This is a genomic window from Yokenella regensburgei (genome assembly GCF_051486985.1).
Taxonomy (GTDB): Bacteria; Pseudomonadota; Gammaproteobacteria; order Enterobacterales; family Enterobacteriaceae; genus CBFFRJ01.
The window spans coordinates 31502-51908 of record NZ_JAHVDV010000022.1 but is presented as its reverse complement, the minus strand read 5'-3'; the positions used below and the strand labels follow the sequence as shown (position 1 = coordinate 51908).

General features: G+C 46.1%; 16 protein-coding genes and 3 pseudogenes. 6 read left to right on the top strand and 13 right to left on the bottom strand.

Annotated elements, in window-relative coordinates; translation table 11 throughout:
• Nucleotides 1–376: 376 nt before the first annotated feature.
• Nucleotides 377–844 (bottom strand): DUF1643 domain-containing protein, encoded by a 468-nt coding sequence (locus KXR87_RS15690; protein WP_000588536.1) that lies wholly within the window; start codon nucleotides 842–844, stop codon nucleotides 377–379.
• 192 nt (nucleotides 845–1036) lie between these two features.
• Here KXR87_RS15690 and KXR87_RS15685 point away from each other — a divergent pair, with 192 nt between their 5' ends.
• On the top strand, nucleotides 1037–1597 hold the full coding sequence (locus tag KXR87_RS15685) for a recombinase family protein (protein ID WP_125400768.1): 561 nt from the start codon (nucleotides 1037–1039) through the stop codon (nucleotides 1595–1597).
• A 265-nt stretch (nucleotides 1598–1862) separates the two neighbouring features.
• On the opposite strand, the pseudogene KXR87_RS15680 reads toward KXR87_RS15685, so the two are convergent.
• Nucleotides 1863–2351 (bottom strand): annotated as a pseudogene (locus KXR87_RS15680) (hypothetical protein); the annotation flags it as partial.
• 122 nt (nucleotides 2352–2473) lie between these two features.
• Here KXR87_RS15680 and KXR87_RS15675 point away from each other — a divergent pair.
• Nucleotides 2474–2932 carry a helix-turn-helix domain-containing protein gene (locus KXR87_RS15675; RefSeq protein ID WP_437433151.1) on the top strand — a complete coding sequence of 153 codons (459 nt, stop codon included), beginning with the start codon at nucleotides 2474–2476 and terminating at the stop codon, nucleotides 2930–2932.
• A gap of 183 nt (nucleotides 2933–3115) precedes the next feature.
• Here the strand turns inward: KXR87_RS15675 and KXR87_RS15670 are convergent, their stop codons facing one another.
• From KXR87_RS15670 to KXR87_RS15660, 3 genes are all read right to left on the bottom strand, one after another.
• A complete protein-coding gene (locus KXR87_RS15670; protein ID WP_071934121.1) occupies nucleotides 3116–3349 on the bottom strand; it encodes a MarR family transcriptional regulator in 234 nt (77 codons plus the stop codon).
• A gap of 65 nt (nucleotides 3350–3414) precedes the next feature.
• Nucleotides 3415–3714: a colicin immunity domain-containing protein gene (locus KXR87_RS15665; RefSeq protein ID WP_071934120.1), complete on the bottom strand. Its 300-nt coding sequence runs from the start codon at nucleotides 3712–3714 to the stop codon at nucleotides 3415–3417.
• Nucleotides 3704–4693, bottom strand: coding sequence for a colicin D domain-containing protein (locus KXR87_RS15660; protein WP_437433150.1), 990 nt, complete (start codon nucleotides 4691–4693; stop codon nucleotides 3704–3706). The genes KXR87_RS15665 and KXR87_RS15660 overlap by 11 nt, the downstream gene beginning before the upstream one ends.
• Nucleotides 4694–5094: 401 nt before the next feature.
• On the opposite strand from KXR87_RS15660, the pseudogene KXR87_RS15655 reads away from it, so the two are divergent.
• Nucleotides 5095–6015 (top strand): annotated as a pseudogene (locus tag KXR87_RS15655) (tyrosine-type recombinase/integrase); the annotation flags it as partial.
• Between the two features lie 282 nt (nucleotides 6016–6297).
• Here KXR87_RS15655 and KXR87_RS15650 read toward each other — a convergent pair.
• The 6 genes and pseudogenes from KXR87_RS15650 to KXR87_RS15625 all read right to left on the bottom strand — a co-directional run bounded on the left by KXR87_RS15650 (nucleotide 6298) and on the right by KXR87_RS15625 (nucleotide 14348).
• Nucleotides 6298–6582 carry a 3'-5' exonuclease gene (locus tag KXR87_RS15650; RefSeq protein WP_437433149.1) on the bottom strand — a complete coding sequence of 95 codons (285 nt, stop codon included), beginning with the start codon at nucleotides 6580–6582 and terminating at the stop codon, nucleotides 6298–6300.
• A gap of 209 nt (nucleotides 6583–6791) precedes the next feature.
• Nucleotides 6792–7115: a hypothetical protein gene (locus tag KXR87_RS15645; RefSeq protein WP_437433148.1), complete on the bottom strand. Its 324-nt coding sequence runs from the start codon at nucleotides 7113–7115 to the stop codon at nucleotides 6792–6794.
• A 9-nt stretch (nucleotides 7116–7124) separates the two neighbouring features.
• A pseudogene (locus KXR87_RS15640) lies at nucleotides 7125–7469 on the bottom strand (IS3 family transposase); the annotation flags it as partial.
• A 1199-nt stretch (nucleotides 7470–8668) separates the two neighbouring features.
• Nucleotides 8669–11776: an efflux RND transporter permease subunit gene (locus tag KXR87_RS15635; protein ID WP_437433147.1), complete on the bottom strand. Its 3108-nt coding sequence runs from the start codon at nucleotides 11774–11776 to the stop codon at nucleotides 8669–8671.
• A gap of 543 nt (nucleotides 11777–12319) precedes the next feature.
• Nucleotides 12320–13675, bottom strand: coding sequence for a sensor histidine kinase (locus KXR87_RS15630; protein WP_437433146.1), 1356 nt, complete (start codon nucleotides 13673–13675; stop codon nucleotides 12320–12322).
• Nucleotides 13662–14348, bottom strand: coding sequence for a response regulator transcription factor (locus tag KXR87_RS15625; protein WP_437433145.1), 687 nt, complete (start codon nucleotides 14346–14348; stop codon nucleotides 13662–13664). The genes KXR87_RS15630 and KXR87_RS15625 overlap by 14 nt, the downstream gene beginning before the upstream one ends.
• 578 nt (nucleotides 14349–14926) lie before the next feature.
• Here KXR87_RS15625 and KXR87_RS15620 point away from each other — a divergent pair.
• The 3 genes from KXR87_RS15620 to KXR87_RS15610 all read left to right on the top strand — a co-directional run bounded on the left by KXR87_RS15620 (nucleotide 14927) and on the right by KXR87_RS15610 (nucleotide 18485).
• Nucleotides 14927–15472 (top strand): YfaZ family outer membrane protein, encoded by a 546-nt coding sequence (locus KXR87_RS15620; RefSeq protein ID WP_437433144.1) that lies wholly within the window; start codon nucleotides 14927–14929, stop codon nucleotides 15470–15472.
• Between the two features lie 951 nt (nucleotides 15473–16423).
• Nucleotides 16424–17305, top strand: a complete 882-nt coding sequence (locus KXR87_RS15615) for a DMT family transporter (protein WP_437433143.1) — start codon at nucleotides 16424–16426, stop codon at nucleotides 17303–17305.
• A 343-nt stretch (nucleotides 17306–17648) separates the two neighbouring features.
• Nucleotides 17649–18485 (top strand): MurR/RpiR family transcriptional regulator, encoded by an 837-nt coding sequence (locus tag KXR87_RS15610; RefSeq protein ID WP_097486261.1) that lies wholly within the window; start codon nucleotides 17649–17651, stop codon nucleotides 18483–18485.
• 170 nt (nucleotides 18486–18655) lie between these two features.
• Here the strand turns inward: KXR87_RS15610 and KXR87_RS15605 are convergent, their stop codons facing one another.
• Nucleotides 18656–19480: a sugar phosphate isomerase/epimerase family protein gene (locus KXR87_RS15605; RefSeq protein WP_437433142.1), complete on the bottom strand. Its 825-nt coding sequence runs from the start codon at nucleotides 19478–19480 to the stop codon at nucleotides 18656–18658.
• Nucleotides 19481–19505: 25 nt separating this feature from the next.
• Nucleotides 19506–20402, bottom strand: coding sequence for a myo-inosose-2 dehydratase (iolE, locus tag KXR87_RS15600; RefSeq protein ID WP_437433141.1), 897 nt, complete (start codon nucleotides 20400–20402; stop codon nucleotides 19506–19508).
• Nucleotides 20403–20407 lie beyond the last annotated feature (5 nt).

Sequence of the window (20407 nt, the reverse complement as noted above, 5' to 3'; positions counted from 1 at the left end):
CCCTAAGGCCATCTGAGAAGATAGCCTGTAGGTTGCTCGGTTCCCCTTGCCAGATGAAGATCAAGTCTTCCTCGTGGTGTGACGACCTTTCTTGAAAGATGCATTATGCGCAAAAGAAGCTACTCAAGAATCCGCCGATAGCTACTTTCACCCTCTGCTTGGCTGCATCAAACGCTTGCGCGCCCTACCTACCACAATCAACGTTACGCAGAGTTCCCATCCTGACGTCTTCCGCTAAACAGCGGTGATCTCCACCTACCCGGACCGGTTTACCGCATGAGGTAGGTGTCAGGAGAGAAGCTAGCACACCATCATTTTAAAGAAAAGTCATATATATCATATGGCTGCGTTCATATTCTGAACGCAGTTATCGATGTTAACCTAAAGGTATGAGAACACTGTCGTTTTTCATATACAAAGGGTGCTTCGGCTCACCTGTAGCGTTTAAGACGAAGCACATTGTGCTCTCTGGCAATAGCTGTCGGACGGTCGTTGAGCGTTTGAGGTGTCTTCCTTCATTTCCCCATGCGGCGACAACCAGTCCTGCACCGCTAACAAGACGTATCAAGTGGCTATCGTTATCTTTGCCAATGGGATCAGACGCTTTCATCATTTCATGTCGCTGGGTGTGAACGAATGCGAACAGGTTGGCCATGTATACGCCACCGTAGCCCCAGCTTTTGGCAAACGATATGCAGCGGCTCAAGGTGCGATCATCCTTCTCAGCATCGGCGTATGAAGGGTTTAGCCCTATGAAAAGGGTATACGGTTTTGATTCGTCCCAGACACGTGATAACGAGTAGCGATACTTACCGCACGGTGAAAAAATCGCGTCTTTAATCATTTCGGTTGTCCTTATGAAGTGATGGTTTCAGCCTAACATGTCTTCACCCGTTTTAAGCGCCAACAAACGACCATTTTCCGGCACCTTCCAATCGCGTGCTTTCGCACTGTTGGAAAATTAGCCTTGGCTTTTTTGGCAGGCCATCCTATTTTCATCACCGTTTTCCGGCAGGGGCCGGATGAGGAGATGACTATGGCGATTTTTGGCTACGGGCGTGTTTCGACATCGCAGCAGGATACTGAGAACCAGCGTCTTGAACTTGAACAAGCTGGGTGGACGTTCGACTTTTGGTTTACTGATGTTGTTAGCGGGAAGGTTCCTGCGGTGCAACGCAAAGCGTTTTCTGAAATGCTCAGCAAAATCCGCGATGGTGAAACATTGGTAGTTGCAAAACTAGACCGTCTGGGACGTGATGCGATTGACGTTCTGCAAACGGTCAGAAAGTTGGCTGACCGAAACATCAAGGTTATTGTCCACCAGCTTGGCACGACTGATCTCACCTCCGCTGCGGGTAAGCTTCTGCTGTCAATGCTGGCAGCGGTTGCAGAGATGGAACGTGACCTGCTGATTGAGCGGACCCAGGCGGGTTTGTTGCGGGCAAAAGCCGAAGGTAAGAAGCTGGGAAGACCGCCGATAATCGCCCCAGAAGACCGTAGAGCGATTATCGAGAAAAAGAATAATGGAAACAGTGTCAGTGCGTTAGCGCGCGAATACGGCGTTTCCAGAGCAACTATTACCGCAATCTTTGATTAATCTTTAATTTTCACATACCTGATTGGCAGGTTTGATAAACCAATGCTTCAACTTCTTGCGGTTTTTTTGCGGCCATGTCTTTGTAAACCATGCCAGCAAGGGCGTGGGCAAAAACAATATTACTCTCAGTGATGCCGGGTTTGCCTCTGAGATCTTCAATTTGTTGTTGGTAGACAGAAATTGGGTTGTGTTCGTCTCGCCCGATGGCAATATTTTTTGCCATCGTTGACCATGCAGTGCATACAGTATCGTTAGCATCTCTCTTCAACGAGCTTTCCAGCGCCTTATCACCTGTAATGGCATGCTGCGCCCACGCTGAATTGTTGGCGATAAACTTTTTGGAGCCGATGGCAATACCGTATTCAACGCGAATGCCATTATCGTGATAGCTACCGTCAGCATCTTTAGTCGCTAGCTTTAGAGATATGCGGCAACCGGGGAGCGTTTTGTGTTCTTGCACCGAGACAATAACGGTGTCCGTATCGCAATCAGCAAAGCTGTATTCGGGGTTAACGTAGGTGTTAGTTTTGATGAGCAGCCCGGTAAGTCCGTTTTTATAGCCTTTTGCCGGCAGCGTTTTGAAGGCGCTGCGATCACCCTTTTTGATCGCTTCCCGGAAGTGATCCATACCGATGCGCGTCGCCAGTTGATCGATGCTTTCTGCTGCATAAGATGCAGATGACGCAGCGATTAACATAATGGTCAGCACAGACTTGGCTGAAAAACCGGGCTTACTAAGCCGTGTTTTTGACATATTGTTATCCCTCAGAATCCACCCCAGCGGTGTCAGTTATCGCATCATAGACCATTGATTCAAAATGTCACTATTGGAGCGTGGCTCTTTAGTGGACATCTGCGCAAATTCAGGTCATGAAAATGACCCTGAGAAAACTGTTTGGACAACGAGTAAAAGAGTTGCGCATTGCCACCGGAATGAGCCAGGAAGCCTTTGCCGATCGGTGTGGGTTCGCACGTAGCTATATGAGCCGCATTGAACGCGGCGGTTCTAATGCGTCTCTGGATGCGATTGAGGTGCTGGCTAACGCTCTCAATGTTGAGCCGTGGCAGTTGTTAGCGTCTGACTCATCAGAAGATAACGATCCGGAACTGTTGGTTCCATACGCAGCCGATGGTTCCTGTTTTCACCCCGGTTTGGCGAGCACCCGCGATGGTTCGTTTGGAGTAGGTGATAAAGCGGCTCAGAAGCGTTTTGGCACCTTTTCCGAAGCGCTTGAGTATCTCCGTAGTATGGAGACGGCAAAATGGCGTAGGCCCAATGCCAGTGGCAACTGGGGCATTGTTTCGGCAGTGCGGTGGGACAAACTCGAGAAGTAGCGCAGGTATAAGTTTATAAATTCTGGCTGCTGTGTGAATGAACAGTATGTATAGACGATTGACCATCCCCAGTTGAACATTCTTCTTATTTCTAAAAGGGCGAAAAACATCGAAATACAGGTGCGTTACATAGGCGTTACGGTGGCGTTTTACCTTAGCCATGGAGCCGCGTGTTGCAAAAAATCATGAGAAATTGTAATGCCTTGTAACCTCGTTGATTTGTCCCAACAACTGATGACCTTGCTCTGATACGCGATAACGTGGTCTCGATGAGTTTTCGTTATAAACAGTATCGACCATCCCCTCGTTCATCAAGTTGGTTACTATGTTCGCAACATTGCTAAACCCGGGAATACCCCGTATAGCAAGGGTGCGATCTAGCCTCATCCAAGTCCAGTAGATGTCTTTTTCTGCCATAACTTTCAAGACATTGAGTTCTGTAGTGGTTAATGAGTATGTCTCTGTTATCATGATGAATTATGTCAAGCGAGTATGGCGTTTTCCCAAGTGGCTTTAAGGCGTGATACCTCACTTAGTAATTCATCCTCGTTTAAATCATCTTCGTCGATTAACTCAGGATCTGAACAGTAAGAATCGACTAATGAGAAAACTGAGTCAAAAAACTTCTGGGTGGCTATATCGGCTTTTTTTGTATCAGTTGAATCCCTGTAAGTTCGCCATGCGGCGGAGTATTCTTGTTCAAAATCCGGTGCAGCAATGTTACCGCACGTAAATGCGTCAATAAGATCCAAAATCGCCGATTCATTTTGATTAAAAGACATTGCCATTACCTATTAGGTCGGTTGATTGAGTATCTGACAGCTTCCATCCGGAAATGAAGTTGCCATCTGTTTTTGTCATAACATTTAGTTTGGTTTCTGGATTGTAGTAGTGATAGACATCCTGATTCCATCGATATTTACCTGTAATTCTATTGGTTAACGGATCGTCTATATGACTTTTTAACGCCTGTTCAAATGATTTTAATCCTTCTGCGTTTGGATTGCCGGAAGCGTTGAAATCAACAGCATGTTTGAACTTTTTCTGTAGCTGTCGTGACTCGAAACTAACCAACGTTGAAGGCGATGGTTTAGGCGTTTTAGACAGATTGGATAGTGTTTCTATTTCATTTACTGGGGTTAATCTTCCGATGCCAAGTGCCGCTGCAACTGACGCACCGGTGATGAGTAACCCTTTGTTATCCATTACCTGATTGTAACCTGACGGAGCATCCCCGCCGAGCTGCTCTGCGGTCTTTCTGAACCCCTCAACATTTCCGTTGTAAACACCGCCTGCGGCCAGAAGCCGACCCGCTGCTTTGCTGTTGATGGTTTTTGCCGCCTGAGCATGTTGAACGGGCGCTGATGGGCGAACGTAGTATACCGGGCGTTTTAGTTGATGTGAGATGAGGTAGCTAAGACGAGAGTGGAGGAGCAGGGGCAGATCACTGCGGAGGTTACCAGAGGATGTTTGCACCCCCGTGATGATATGACCGATTGTGCCCTTTCTCAGTAAAACGACCTTCCCGGCTCGAATGTCATTCAGCACGTCCCGGTATGCCATCCAGGGCTGCTGATAATGGAACTGACGATATCGACTGACAAAAAGACCATAGTTGCCAGGTAAATCCCACTCCCGAATGATTCTATTTGGCTGGGCAGTCTCCTCAAGGTAACGCGCTGCCATATCCGGGTGGATGATGTGGGGAAAGTCATCAAGGTATATATCGTCCAGTGACTTTGCCTGATAGTGATGAAGCATAATGTCCCTATTAGCGCCACCATCGCGCATAGCTTAAAAGCGACCGATGTTGAGTGAGGTTTAAGATTACCCCTTCGTTTGTGAAGAGGGAAGTGTCTGGCGCTAATGCAAAGAGCATTTTGGGGTAGCGAACAAACTGTTTGTAGCACCTACTACAAATGCGTCCTACAATCGAACCTCACAAACTCATGTGGTTACGCGAGTTTCGGTAATGCGAAGGTCGTAGGTTCGACTCCTATTATCGGCACCATTTCAAACTCTCCCCAAGTCTACCGAAATCAACTCAAAGCCCGTATACTGCGGTTTCTGGCCCGTATCTTATCTCCTGTTATCAACTGGACTCAACCAGAATCAAGTTACAATTGGGGGCATTCTGTGTTCGGTTTTCGGAGATGCCCCCAATGAAGCTTAATGCTCGACAAGTCGATACCGCTAAACCCAGAGAGAAAGCCTTCAAACTGTCGGATGGCGCTGGTTTGTATCTTGAGGTTGTTCCCTCTGGTTCTCGATACTGGCGGATGAAATATCGCTTCAATGGAAAAGAGAAGCGTATGGCTTTTGGTGTTTATCCAGCAGTGTCTCTCGCACAAGCTAGGGCGCTACGTGATGAAGCCAAGAAAAAGCTGGCCGAGGGTATCGATCCATCGTTTGCCAAGAAAGAAGAAAAGCTGGTTCGGGATGTGCAGCTCAATAATACGTTTCAGGCTGTGGCACTTGAATGGCATGGAACGAAGGTGAGCCGATGGTCAGAAGGTTATGCCTCCGACATTATCGAAGCTTTCAATAAAGATATTTTTCCCTATATCGGCCAGCAGCCGGTGAATGAAATCAAACCACTGGTTCTGCTGAATGTGCTGCGTCGTATGGAAAGCCGTGGCGCGACAGAGAAGGCCAAGAAGGTTCGCCAGCGCTGCAGCGAAGTCTTTCGTTACGCCATCGTTACCGGTCGCGCGGAATACAATCCTGCTGCGGATCTAACCAGCGCGATGTCAGGACATGAATCGAAGCATTATCCCTTCCTTACCGTTGAGGAGTTACCAGACTTCTTTAAAGCTCTCTCCAGCTATACTGGAAGCCCGTTAGTTGTTCTTGCTGCTCGACTGTTGATCCTTACGGGAGTTCGCACCGGCGAGCTTCGAGGTGCTTTCTGGAGTGAGTTTGATCTTGAGAAAGCGGTGTGGGAAATTCCTGCCAACCGAATGAAGATGATACGACCTCACCTTGTCCCCCTCTCTACCCAAGCCATAGAGATCGTACAGCAGCTCAAGGTGATGTCTGGGCAATATCCTCTGGTGTTTCCTGGGAGGAATGATCCCCGCAAATATTGTATCTATACTGTCTGATAAATTAATAAAAGAAGATTATCAGAAATATAATCGTTATATTATTCTTGAATTATCTCAAGATAATAAATTCTTTAAGCTTTAATTGTGCAGGCTGCTAAGTTAGCAGCCGTTCTTATGGAATGTTGCTACTTATAAAACCAATTGAGAAAATTAATAATCGCCATGTTGATATTCATGTTTTTACAATTAATGTGTTGATTGTTAAAAGTAAAGGGGTTTTTTTTTGGATTCTCCCTCCTACGTAAATGATTAAAAATTTCATCTATACAGATTGTTTAACTGCGGTAATTTGAAGAAATATGATTCATCTGTGTTTTTAAAATCCCCAGATGCATTTTCTCTGAGAGATGAGTTAATAAGGATACAGCAATTCTCAGCTCTGGTCATGCCAACGTTGTGAAGGTTAAGTTCTTGTTGAAGCGTCTGGTATATAGGTGTGTATCTGTCTTCGCTGTTATATTTTCTAAATGGGAAAGACCATTCATCTAAATTTAGGTGAAATACTAATTTGAATTCCAGTCCTTTAGATTTATGAAAAGTCATTACTTGTATCTCATTATCATCTAATAGTTTGAATAGTTTGAATAGTTTGAATAGTTTGAATAGTTAGAATTGTTTGGCTAAAATATCGTCAGAGATTGTTCTTATTAGATCTCCATAAGTATGTTCTGTTGAATTTATCCTTAAAATATATGCGATGTCATGAAATTTATGTATTAAATCTTCATTTTTTAATTCATTTCAAATTGTTTTTATTTTTTTCTTAGTAAGAGCGGAGTATTATCATCTACTATAACTCCATCAAAAACTTTGTTAATAAATTCTTGTGCTGTACTTATAGAGCCGTACTTGTATGCTAACAGATCTTTGTATAGATCTGAGCAATCAGTACCAGTTTTATCTAGAGGTGTGTCAACATAAAGCCTGAAGTTTAAGTTTAATCCAGAGCAGAATAATGTTAATGATTTTTCTTTTCTTGCTAAAATGGCTATTTGATTTGCTTTTTCTAACTTCCATTCGCCGTTACTCAGCCATCCTGAAATCCAGGGATGGACTGACCCCACGACAGTAGACAAATTCTGTCCTCACGACGAGGCCTGTTCGAAGGCCTCCGGACTCACGCCGCCGAGGTGACTGTGGCGCCGGGCCCGGTTGTAGAACACTTCAATGTAATCGAAGATATCCGCCCGGGCCAGATCCCGGATTTTGTATATTCTCTTCCTGATGCGTTCTTTTTTCAGGGAACTGAAGAACGATTCGGCCACCGCATTATCCTGGCAGTTGCCACGCCGGCTCATGCTCTGTGCCAGGTTATTGGCCAGGCAGAAGCGCTGCCAGTCGTCATTGCCGTACTGACTACCTTGATCGCTATGTACGATGACCTCGCCGTCCGGTTTTCGCCTCCAGACGGCCATCATCAGCGCGTCGAGTACCTTTTGATGCCCTGAATTTAATCACTAACCACCGGAAAACCTGAATTGCAGGATGGACACTTAATATGAGTGAATTAACATTCACTAACTTTATATGCCTTTCCGTTCTCTGCAGAGATTCAATCCTGCCTTGCTCAGTGTCACATTTATTTTCGACATCACATATTTGATCGGTAATAAACCATGATTCATACTTTAGGCTTTAGAGGGTTACAGGAACAATCGCACCATCGATCAACTCGTCAATAACATCCTCACGAAAAGAAACACCTACTTTTTAATGTTAATTACCACAACACCAAAGAAAAAACAAAACACAAATAATCACGGCATTTACAATAACCCCACAATGGAAACTCACCCACTTCATATCGGATAAACCGGGAACAATTAACCTCATATTCATAACTAATGAAAACCCCACACCCAGCCTTGCCTCTTTATTATCGACTCTCTTCACATCTATAAAATCGCCACGAACGCAACTCGTTTCGGCCAGATTCATTGAAAATGAATATGTAGATTTATGCCAAAACCCTCATGTAATTGTAAGCCTGGTTTATTTTTTACTAATTGAAGGTTCTATTGAAGCGACTTACTAGATCAGAAAGCAACCTTTTGAGATAGATCTGAGTGAAGTGATTACCTGCATTACACCTACGTAATTTCCGATAAAAACTTTTTCCATCTTTTTTATTGTCATTAGAATGATGAACAATGTTCTTATGTCTGAAAACGCCATCAGCAAGTGTTTGCGCTTGATGAAATATAGAATCTCGCCAGAGATTCGGCAGAAAATATAGCATTAAAGAAATCGCTAAAAATTAACACCCCAACAAGGTTAGCCACGAAATCAAGAGATAGAAAGAGGTATAGTACTATTGTGTAGAAAAAGTGGACACTGCTACTGGAAAAGCATTGGCAGACGAAAAACTCCAGGATATACAACACCCCGTCATGCCCACGCCATTTAAATATATTACTATGAAGCTCACCTTTATAAGATGCGTCCTATTTCATCAACCATAACCCAGGTAAACCGCGGCAACTTGATAACAACCTTAAAATATTGCATCAATAAATAAACGTCCATTCTAAAAATAGTGGCATGATAGTTTAACGGCCAAGTCTAACTTTGATGCAGGAATTTTTTATATTCAGGGCATACTATATTCAGTACACCCTGAATGTTAAAACTAACAGTTCTTAATATCAGGCTTTGCTGTAAAACGGCGAACAATAATAAAGAAAAGTGGAACAAAGAACAGCGCCAACACTGTACCGGCAAACGTACCGCCGATGATACCCGTTCCTATTGCAATACGGCTGTTAGCCCCTGCCCCGGTGGCCACAGCGAGTGGAACCACACCAGCGATAAATGCGAGAGAGGTCATCAGTATCGGACGCAAGCGTGTCTGTGCTGCACTGAGGGCTGCCAAACTCAGCGAGGTCCCTTTCTTGTAGGCCTCTTCTGCAAACTCAACGATTAGAATAGCATTCTTAGACGTAAGCCCGATTGTAGTCAGCAGCGCAACCTGAAAATAAATATCGTTATCCAGCCCTCGAATTGCGATGGCCATTACAGTTCCCAGCACCCCCAGCGGTACCGCCAGCAGAACGGAAAGAGGCACAGACCAGCTTTCATAAAGCGCAGCCAGACACAAAAAGACAACTAACAGCGATATTGAATAAAGCGCAACGGATTGACCACCAGCCTGTTTCTCTTGCAGTGAAAGCCCACTCCATTCTCCAGTTGCCCCCGCTGGCAGCTGTGCAGCAATCCTTTCTATGGCATCCATCGCATCCCCAGAGCTAAAACCGCTCGCATTTTGCCCCTGTATTTCATAAGAGGAGGAGCCATTGAAGCGATCCAGACTTTCCGGCCCGCTGGTCCAGCGAGTCGAGGCAAAGGCGGTAAACGGCGTCATTCCAGCATCGTCATTACGGATAAACCATTTATCCAGGTCAGTAGGTGCTGCCCGAAACTGTTCATCTCCCTGCATATAAACACGTTTAACGCGGCCTCGATCAATGAAGTCATTAACGTAGGCACCTCCCCAGGCACTGGTCAGAGTTTCAGTAACATCAGATAACTGTAATCCAAGCGCCACAGCCTTATTTGTATCGATGTCAATCTGCAGTTGGGGCATCTGGGGCAGTACGTTTGCGCGGACCGCTTGCAGTGCTGGATCTTTCTGAGCAGCAGCCAAGAGTTCATCGCGCATTTGTTCCAATTCGCTACGCGTCACACTGCCGCTGGCCATCAACTCATAGGTAAAGCCGGTATTCTGGCCAAGACCGGGTACGGGAGGCGGGGTCAGCGCGTAAATCTGGGCGTCTTTGACGGAAGACAATGCCATCATCGCTCGCATAGCTATCGCATCAGCTGAGTTATTACTCCCCTTACGGTCTTCCCAATTCCTGAGCTTTACAAATGCCATACCGGCGTTCTGAGCCGCGCCGCTGAAGTTAAAGCCATTAATCGTGAACACCACGTCAGTATTGTCTTTTTCCTCGCTTAGGAACCAGTCGGTGATCTGCTTATTCACCTCCTCGGTACGCCCGGACGTTGCGCCAGCAGGTAGCGTAGCCTGCAGCATGATACTGCCCTGATCTTCAGTGGGAAGAAAACTACCAGGGAGACGAGAGAACATAACAAACAACATCAAACCAACGGTACCGTAGAGCACAAGCATAAATATGGGACGTCGGAAAATTTTGATAACCACGAGCGAATATTTGTGTTCAAGTGCGTCATAGAACTTATTGAAACCACCAAAAAAACCCCGGTTTTTTAAATTACCCGGCTTCAAAAATGCCCCGCAAAGGGCTGGTGTCAATGTCAGAGCCACTACTACAGATAGTGTCATTGCCGCAATGATGGTGATGGAAAACTGACGATAGATGACACCTGTCGAACCGGCAAAAAATGCCATGGGAAGGAATACTGCAGAAAGTACCAGTGCAATAGCCACGAGCGCGCCGGAGATCTCCTTCATTGATTTTTCTGTTGCTTCCCTGGCCCCGAGCCCCTCCTCATGCATGATCCTCTCGACGTTTTCGACCACAACGATAGCATCGTCAACCAGCAAGCCAATCGCCAGCACCATCGCAAAAAGCGTCAGCGTATTTATCGTATAGCCAGACAGGGCGAGTACGCCGAACGTGCCTAGCAGTACCACCGGTACGGCCAGCGCAGGTATAAGCGTTGCGCGAATGTTTTGAAGGAAAAGGTACATCACAACAATTACAAGTCCGATAGCCTCGAACAACGTGATGATTACATCCTTCACTGAAAGACGGATAAAGTCAGTGCTGTCAAGGGCATAGGCCACCTCATACCCTGCGGGCATAGAATGGCGGTATTCATTAAGTTTTGACTTAACCTGCTCAGCTGTGTCCAGTGCATTAGCACCAGGGGCAAGCATGATGCCCATGCCAGTGGCGGGATGACCGTTCAGCCGGGTTGTCATGTCATATGATTCACTCCCGATTTCAACGCGCGCAACGTCACCAAGTCGGACGGTTGCTCCATCCTTACTACTCCTGACAATAATATTTCTGAATTCTTCCGCCGTCTGGAGGCGGGACTGAGCACGAACAGTTGCAGTCAATTGCTGGGAGGAAGACGAAGGAAGGCCTCCTATTTTACCCGCTGAGACCTGAATGTTCTGAGCCTGAATAGCCGATGAAATGTCCGAGGGTTGAAGTGCAAAGGAGTTTAACTTGAAAGGGTCCAGCCAAATACGCATGGCATACTGCCCACCAAAGACCTGAATATCTCCTACACCTTCTGTCCTGGCGAGCGGTTCTTGAAGGTTACTCACGAGCCAGTCGCCTATATCCGCGCTGGAGCTGGTATCTGTTTTGTCGTAAATACCTAAAACAAGCAGAAAGTTTGACTGCGATTTGGTTACAGTGACACCGAGCTGCTGTACTTCAGTCGGTAGACGGGAAAGCGCCTGCTGAACTTTGTTCTGTACCTGAACCTGTGCGGTATCCGGATCGGTTCCCTGGCTGAAAGTCACGGTCACGGTCACGTTACCCTGCGAACTGCTACTGGAGGTAAAATAAAGCAGATTATCAAGGCCAGTAAGCTGCTGTTCGAGTATCTGGGTTACGCTGTTTTCAAGCGTTTCCGCAGAGGCTCCAGTATACGTTGCAGATATATTTACGGCGGGCGGTGCCACATCAGGGTACTGCTCAACAGGCAAAAGCTTAATAGAAAGCGCACCCAACAGCATGATTAAAATCGCAATAACCCAAGCGAAGACCGGGCGATAAATAAAAAATCGTGAAAACATGAGAGAGCCTCTGTGAGCCTGACGTTATCAGGCCAGACTTAATAAAATAATAATTTACCAGCCCCATTAGGCTCAGTAAGGAAGCGTTCTGATCTGTACCGGCTTGAATTCTTCAATCATGTATACTTTCCTCACGTAAATACCCCACTATTATCTTTGTTTTTGCCAAACAAACATTAAAGAGCCTATCCGCATCTCATTCATGCAGAAAGTTGGTAATACCGTGCAAAACCACCCTCCACCTGCCCCGAAATATTTCACCGACATCATGTGGGGATGTTAATAGAGAAATACTTTCAACATCACTAAATTAACCTCCAGGTTTGAGTGAAATCACACCCTTTTTCAATAGAAGCCATTTTTAAACCCGCAATAAAATTTGTTAATAAACAACTCTCAAACTTCCTCATAAGAAGCTCAGGCTCGCAATGGTTAACCTAAACGAAATACAGAAAGTGACTCCCCGTTTCTCTTTCATATTTATTTAAGATACCATTTCATTACCTCGGATTTTATTTATAAAAAGGCATAAACAGTATCATATTATTGATTGCCCAGTACCGGGAGGTAAATTTCAAATAATGCGCCTCCGCTTTTCCCTTCCCCAGCTGAAACGCTCCCCTTATGCATATGAACAATTTCTTTCACTAAATGAAGCCCCAAGCCTGTACCCTGCGACTGTGGTATAACGCGCTGAAAAGGTTCGAAAATTCTCTCTCGCTCTGCCAGTGCTATACCAGGCCCTTCATCCTGAATAATGATATAACCATCTTCACTGAGTTCTACGGATATGAGCCCCTTCCCGCCGCCATAAATAACCGCATTCTGAAGAATATTAATAACGGCGCGAGAGAGAGAAGCCTCGTCCCCACGGACGCTGACGGTACACTTGCAGGAGATAAACTCAATGTCATAACCAGAAGCGATGATCATTGGAGAATAGTCAGAAATGACCTGCCGGAGCATATGTTTAAGATCAACGACGATAAAAGTTGAAAGCTCCCGACCGATTCGTTGCAGGTCTAGTAGGGATTCCGCGAGGTTTGACAAACGCGCGACATCATTGCCCAGAATGCGTCTGGCCTTTGTATCAGTAAGGATACTTAGTCGGGCCTCTATGATCGCAATCGGTGCTCTGAGCTCGTGCGCTGCACTCGATAGAAAACGATCGCGCTCGTCATATCCGTCGCTGAGTCGCTGTAGCGCTCCGTTTACGGCTTTAACCAGCGGCATAACTTCACTGGGGATACCGTCTTCTCTAATGCGCGCCTTGCGATCGCTTTCGTTAATGTGTTTTGCATCGCTCGCAGCGTTAGACAGTCCGGAAAGCATTTTACGCGTTATGAATGGAATAAAGATGACAGCGGCAATACCCATCGGCAAAAAGATTTTCAAGCTCAGCACAGAAGCTAAAAGCGAGAAAATATCAAAAGCTTTATACGTCGGTATTCCTCCAACCAAAACACGAATGGTTCTTTTACCTATGTTTTTGGTTAATAACTTCATTGAAAGCTGGCTGTTTTCTTTCGTTGCTTTAACTTCGGACATTCCGAGAGCATTGATGTTTTCGGTTAACCTCTCATATACCTCAGGCACGTTGCCTGAATGAATAACCTGCCCCTTATCATCACTGACCACAATCCATGCATCCGCATCCTCAAGTAGCGTAGCAACTTGAGGAGTTGCACGAATGAATAATTCCTTCCGCTCGTTATAAGCGACAGCATCCAGAATTAATTGCACCTGAGAATCGGGGATAACACCGCCAAATGTCAGATTATTAGTTCTCATCGCATCCAGGATAAAATAACCAATGGTGAGATACAGCGTGATAAGCTGTAGTGAAATAATACTCATGGCCATTTTAGAAGCGAGTGAGAGCGGTTTAAGAAGTTTCATGGCTTTCCTTAAGGAGATAGCCCACACCACGTATAACATGTATGGTTACCTGCGCTTCAGCAGACTCTAATGAACGACGCAGGCGGGAAACGTGCGAATCAAGAGAGTTGGACTGGATTACTTCATCGAAACCATAAACTCTCTCGATCAGCCATTCCCGCAGAACAGTACGTCGAGCACGTGTGCAAAGCGCCTCAAGTACAAGCAACTGCCTCCTCGGAAGTACTATTGGTATGCCGTCAACCACAACGTCTCTGTTGTTGAAATCGAAGATAAGGTTTGCAATTGTGACCTTCGGAATACTCACTTTAGCTGGTCGGCGACCAATTGCGCGAATTCTGGCCATTAGTTCTTCAAATGAAAACGGTTTATTGAGATAGTCATCCGCCCCAAGGTCGAGGCCTTCAATTCTGTCAGATATATTCGATTTACCGGTCAGGAAAATGATGGGCAGATCGGCGTTAATTTTACGAATGACGGGGACAAGTGATGCGCCATCGCCGTCCGGCAGTTGCCTGTCGAGCAGGATCAACCCGTGTAAATCGGCTTGAAGCACGCTTCTAGCTGCACTAATGGACGAAACGCCATCGGCAATCATGCCTTCTTTTTCGAAAGCCTTGATGAGAGCTGATACCATTTCTGGTTCATCTTCAACAATTAATACGCGCATCATTTCATCTCGCTTTTCATTTTATGAAAAGATTATCATATCTTTTTCTAGCATGACGTAATGTTTAGGTAAGGTTTTAAAGGTAGGGTATCCAAAATGTTAACGGATACAACAATAGAGCAGACTTACATTCTCCTTTTAGCTCGCTGCGTTTAATTCTCAGTCAGCATCTGAAAGCACCTGCAGACCAGCAGTAGGAGTAGGGCTAAATACAGAATCTTCTTACTATGAATGAAACCTTAAATATGTCTCATGAGCTTACTTTAACAATGCTGATTAGAACGTTCCAGAAATGAATAGCTATTATGTTGGCATTTCTGCCGAGGATACTTATGCTGCGAGTTATCAATAGATAAATCCTAAACTGGCATCTCTCTATACCTTGATTTCCAGGCGGCCTATTCAATGTCACAGCATTCTTCGTGTCAGAATGGACGTCTTATCCGATTGTCAGATCGGTGCATAGCAGCCCACGATTGATGATCATTTCACGCACTCATTTATTGCATCAGCAAGGTATCTATTTAATCCGCTGCTGAAAATAGGAGTGTTTTCCACATTTTTAATAATGGGAGTAAGTTTTGAAAATTGTACATTTAGGATGCCTTGGCGCTATCCTTTCCACATTATCATTTTCGACCATGGCCTTACAGGGAGGTGTTGATGCTGGCGAGCATTTCACCAATATTCAGGTAGGAATGGGCAACGATTCACCAGGCCTGGCGGTCAGCGGTGAATGGATGAAAAGCGATCACGACGGTAGCTTTGCTAACCTTGGCCTTAATTTCGGTATTGGCAATGAGAATTTCATGATTTCACCGGGTGCAAAAGTGCTCTTTACCAATCCGAAAGACAGCCATGACGGTTACGCGTCTGCCTTCGGCGGCGACGCCCTGCTGGCGCTTTCTCCGGCATTTCGGTTGTACGGTCAGTATTACTGGGCTCCTGACTCGATGTCTGCTCATAATGACGGCTTCCAGCAGGCATCTGCTGGCGTAAGCGTCCGCCCGATTTCACTGGTCGACCTGCGCATAGGTTATAAGTACGTTGCTATCAACGGTAAGGAAGGCCATAAAGATAACGTGCTGTCTGATGGACCTTATATCGGAGCGTCAATTCATTTCTGATCTGTTGTAAACAGCTTCACCATCCTTTAACTCCCTTCTCCGAGCAGGAGCATCCTCTCGGAGAAGAATCTCCCATCATTGGACGATGAATGCACGCCGTTTTATTTATTGTCAACCTTGACGCGTAGAAGTCACCAGTCTGACTGCCCCCCTTAAAAGCAAAATTGAAGCTCAGATCTAACCAGTCCTCATGTAAAATGAAATCTCAGGAATGGTAAATAATTGGCGACTGAAACTATCCTGAACCAATATTATAAGCAAATCAGGATTTCATTCTTATCCGATTATTATGGCTAGTTTTTCCGTAATAGCTGTATCTGCCGATACGCCAACGTGCTGATTATATTCTCCCAGATTTTTCCACATCCTCAGATGCAGTGTTTTGCTCAATGAACGCTTTCGCATTCCTCATGAACTACAAAGACAGGAGCGTGAACTGCAAAGGCTGTTCAATAACTCCTTGAGCCGGGTTACAGATGACAAACTGAAAAGACTGGACTGGCATCGATTATGAGTGGGAAATAACTGCGTGGTTTTTCCTGCGAGCCAGACCGTCAGCCAGCCACCGTAAGCAAAAAGTCGGAAAGAATCAGTTTTAGACTGAATACAAATCCAATCGGAATACATATTGAGTGGTTATGGCGCCGGGAAGGGTATATGTCAGCGAGGTAATGATAATAATTGCCCCATGATAATTCTTCGGAAATTTAATAGAAGCCCACCCCATAACAGACTCTGCAGAACATCCCAAGCTTTATATCCACGATTAACCTGCAGACAAGTCTCGCCACTGAGTATGCCAATATCATGAGATATGTATTTAGCAGCATTTATAACAGTAAAACTGTAAAATTAATTATGTAATGAATAGAACCTTTTACATTTCTGACCTACACTTGCGTACTGAATATCATTTGGCTATGGAGCAATTGCAGTCCACAGGAGCAGTACATGAAAGTAATTTCTTTAGGCGCATTTTCAACCACAGTAGGAGCTTTATGTTATGGCGTCCCAGGCGTTATTCTCACCCTTGCGGAAAAGCAAGGAAGTAATGTCAGCAATGTAATTTCCACACAATATCTGATTGCGTTTGTCGTCTTTTTTTTTGCTTCCGAAATCTGCCCCCCTCCAACTAAACCAATGAAGTTGAATGAAAAGGGCATCATTCTTGCCTCTGGTATTCCAGTATTTGGTGTAACTTACTGTTTTTATAAAGCACTGTTCTATCTGGGCGTGCCGACTGCAACCATGATGATGATGCAATCTGCATGGATTGCGCCCACCTTGACGGCGTTTCTAAAGGGAACCCGAATTAAACGTCATGACGTCGCGATAATCGTTCTTATCCTGACGGGTGTTGCCGTCGCTACGGGTGCTTTTCGTATGGGAATGTCTTTGAGTCTTCCCGGAATGTTCTGGGGCATGATGGCTGCGCTATGCTACAGCCTGTTCATAGTATCGATGTCCTGCATTCCCTCCGGAACGGGCATTTCGCAGAAAGCGCGATTGATGACGCTGGGAGCATTTCTGACCTCTCTGTTTATTTATCAGGATAAAGTGGATATATCACTCTTCAATACAGATATATATTGGGCTTGCCTTAACGGCGTGTTTGCCTGCATTCTGCCTTTAACCACTTTCAGCTTTGGCATACCTAAAATCCCATCTACTCTGGCAGGAATGTTGATAACACTTGAGCTTCCATCGGCCTATATTTTGTCTTACTTGATATTGTCCGAAAATATATCAATCGACCAGATATCAGGTTGCATAATCATTGTTGCTTCTATTGTGTTTTCAAATTTTGCCAGTGCAAAAAAATGTAGTGATTAAAGCAGAAATGAGGCCGAATTCCTTGGCCTCTGACTAAATAGTTAGAATCCCATATTAATCCCTCTAACATTCAGGCATTAGCCCATAGGCTGCTGACATGCATGGTTTTACGAGGCAATGTCTTCCATCACCATGCAGACTGACGTTGCTAAAGAGGACCATCTGCTCCCGCATACTTTAATTGAAGCAGCAAAAAACACTCTCAAAGCTCGACACTAAATAAAAAGTTAATGTAGCATCACAAAGTTGGGAAAAACCGTTAATCACAATGATAAGAAGAATGAAAATTTCTTTATGTCTGATATCATCGTTAAATCGAAATTTTTGTTTCAGAGAGCAAATCATGGCGAATCATCCAACCCAACTGTCATTATTGCAGGAACAAATCCGTGAGCGTTATGACTCGCTCAGCAAGAGGCTAAAGCAGGTAGCCCGCTATATCCTCGATAACAGCAACAGCGTGGCTTTTGATACTGTGGCCTCCATCGCGCAAAACGCCGACGTGCCACCCTCTACTTTGATTCGTTTTGCAAGTGCGTTTGGCTTCAGCGGCTTTAACGAGATGAAACAAGTATTTCGCCAACACTTGATGGAAGAGACGGTTAACTATACCGAGCGTGCGCGCTTGTTCCGTCAAACCGCGGCGGATGACGTTGGCGCTACGCCTGAAAAACCGTCAGAGATCCTTAACGTGTTCACGATGGTCAACGTGCAGGCTTTGCAGCAACTGTCCTCTCAGGCACGTCCGGAACAGCTCGAAAGCGCTGTTAAACTGCTTCAGCAGGCGGAAAATATCTACGTTATCGGCCTGCGGCGTTCGTTCAGCGTAGCCAGTTACCTCACATACGCTTTGCGTCACCTGGAACGCCGCACTTTCCTCATTGACGGTCTGGGTGGCATGTTTTCAGAGCAGTTAAGTATGGTCAGCCCGCGAGACGTGGTTGTGGCAATCAGTTACTCGCCTTATGCGCAAGAGGCCGTTGAACTGGTAGAACTGGGAGCAAAACGTGGCGCGAAGCAGATAGCCATTACTGATAGCCAGGTCAGCCCACTCGCTGCCTTCAGCGATGTCTGCTTTGTCGTGCGCGAAGCACAGGTTGATGGCTTCCGTTCCCAAGTAGCTTCTATGTGCCTTGCCCAGACGTTGGCGGTATCAATGGCGCTTAATACTTCTAATTAATCATCTCTCAGGCAGTGCATGACACTGCCACACGTTCTTTACGTGCCTCAGCGATATGTACAGTGAATCTGAGTTAATCTTTCGGTTTAAAACGTAAATCTATGAAGTGGCAGGATGAACAACTTAGAGGAATACGCATCCGGCGAAGAAGCCGGATGCGCAGAGTAGACTTATTTACCGAGGTATTTTTCCATATTTTCGCGGCATTCTGTCGCGATATCGTACAGATCGTATTCCCAGCGGTTCGGACTAAACAGTTCGGCTGACCACATACCGTCGTAGCCGGTAGCCTTGACCGCATCGACCCAGGCCTGGATATCAAGTTCGCCTTCGCCCGGCATATAGTTACGTAGCACCATCTGATCCCATGCTTCGCCTGGCTTCGGCAGTCGACCATCACAGAAATGCACACCGTAAATAAGATCTTTATCGAGCTTCGCGACTTCTTCCGGGGTGTTGCCCGCAGCATAGAGGTGCCAGAAATCGATAACCATCCCGACGTTCTTCTTGCCTACACGACGGATCACTTCCAGCCCTTGTTGCAGGGTGCGGAATTTGGTGAAGGCGATAACCTCAATCTGGTAACGCACGCCATACTCTTCGCCGATTCTGGCGATGGCACCGACGTTTTCAGTGATGATATCCATCACGGTATCGTCCGGCTGATCGTCGATTCCGTTAAGCGCAAGAATCTGCACGGTCGGGCAGTTAAGCTCTGCCGCCGCTCGGGTCAGACGGGTGGCTTCGGCCAGCATAGCTTTTTTCTCATCGCCCTTGTGGCGCTCAATTTCCAGCAGGGCGTTAACGCAGCCAACGGAGAGACCGTAGCCATCAGCAACCTGCTTCAGCTTCTGCGTGGTGCCGCCATTGTCCAGATAGCGAACTAATTTGGCACTCAGCAGTTCAAGGCTGTCATATCCTGTATCACGAGCGATCCGCGCATCAGTTAGAATATTGCAGTAGTGGGTTGAAATGCCATGTAATGCCTTTTGCATAGGGTACTCCTTCTTATTTGTAAGATTACAGATCGGTCATTTCGTGAATATATCGACGCGCTAACATCGCGTACTCAAGTGGGTTTGCTATTGCGGGGTCTTGCTCAGCCTCTACCACCAACCAGCCGCTATACTGATGTTTGGTCAGCAGAGCAAACACAGGTGCAAAGTCGATGACTCCGTCACCCGGTACGGTGAACATCCCTCTACGCACGCCCTCAAGGAAAGACAGTTTTTTCAGAGCTACCTGCTCTATCATTTCGTCACGGCAGTCCTTTAAATGTACGTGGCGAATGCGCGGCAGGTATTTCTCCAGCACAGCGACGACGGCACTCTGGCTGCGCTCTGAAGCGTAGACATGGCCGGTATCATAGAGAAGGAAGACGTTTTCATCGACGGAGGACATAAACCTGTCTATCTCATCCAGAGTCTGAATACCGGTACCGATATGGTGGTGCAGGCAGACCGACATCCCTTTTTTGGCCGCGCGAGCGGCAAGCAGGTTATAACCCTCGACAACGCGCTGCCATTGCTCGTCTGTAAACACCATCTTTTCGGCGTAGACTGGCACCGGTTTGCACTGAGTACTGCCGCTCTGCTCGGAGCAACCAATCACTTTTGCTCCCATCTCGTGGAGGAAATCCAGCATCTCGTCAAAATCGCGCAGCGTCTCTTCTTTACGACCATCGGCAAAAAAGGTGCTGAACCAGGCGTTACAGATTTGTAGGCCACGCAGCTCCAGTGCGGGTTTTAGCACGGCTGGATCACGGGGATACTTGCTGCCAATTTCGCTACCGCTAAATCCTGCCAGTGCCATTTCACTGACGATCTGCTGGAACGTATTCTCTTTACCGAGATCTGGCATATCGTCATTGGTCCATCCGATAGGCGCAATAGCCAGTCTCACGTTGTCGCGGTTCATAATCA